This is a genomic window from Levilactobacillus spicheri DSM 15429 (assembly GCF_001435095.1).
GTDB lineage: Bacteria > Bacillota > Bacilli > Lactobacillales > Lactobacillaceae > Levilactobacillus > Levilactobacillus spicheri.
This window is the reverse complement of sequence record NZ_AZFC01000007.1, coordinates 1-693: the sequence shown is the minus strand read 5'-3', so window position 1 is coordinate 693 and position 693 is coordinate 1. Positions and strand designations below refer to the sequence as shown.

The 693-nt window shown below is 41.7% G+C and carries 1 protein-coding gene; it reads left to right on the top strand.

The features are described 5' to 3' along the window. Positions 1 to 109: 109 nt before the first annotated feature. Positions 110 to 693: DNA methyltransferase (locus FD37_RS02655; protein ID WP_056963256.1), on the top strand; the 584-nt coding region annotated here is incomplete at its 3' end.

The following is a 693-nucleotide window of genomic DNA, read 5'->3' as shown; positions in this document are numbered from 1 at the left end:
CCAAAATCAAATTCAAAGAGAAAGAAGGCAAAACTTCTCTCGAATTGAAGGTTAAGTTAGGCCTGGCGGCAGTCGCCGGGCCTTTTTTATACATAGTTGAGGTGAAAACATGATTGACTTACAAAAAGGTGACTGTCTTGAGTTGATGAAGAAACTTCCCGACAATTCAGTAGATGCTGTCATCTGCGATTTGCCTTACGGAACGACTAATTGCAAATGGGACACCATAATCCCGTTTGAGCCTCTCTGGCACGAGTACAAACGGATTATCAAATTAGGGGGGGCAATAGTTCTTTTTGGAACAGAGCCTTTCACCTCACAGCTTGTAGGTAGCAATCTGAAGTGGTACCGAGAGCATTTAACGTGGATTAAGCATCGACCGTCTAATTTTGCAAATGCGAAGTACATGCACATGAAGTACACGGAAGACATCATTGTTTTTGGCAGTAAGCGGCCCACCTTTAACCGTCAAATGATGCGAAGAGAAAGTCCGAGAATCGGTGAAATGCAACATGGGAATAGTAAAAGGCATAATACAAAATCTCAAGTTTCTTTCAATACCAAATACGCTCCAAGAAGTTGGAATGTATATGACGCCAATTGGAAAAACCCTAGTGATTATTTAAAGTTCTCGGCAGTCGCCAATAATTCAAAAGAGAAAACGGACCATCCGACACAAAAACCGGTAAAACT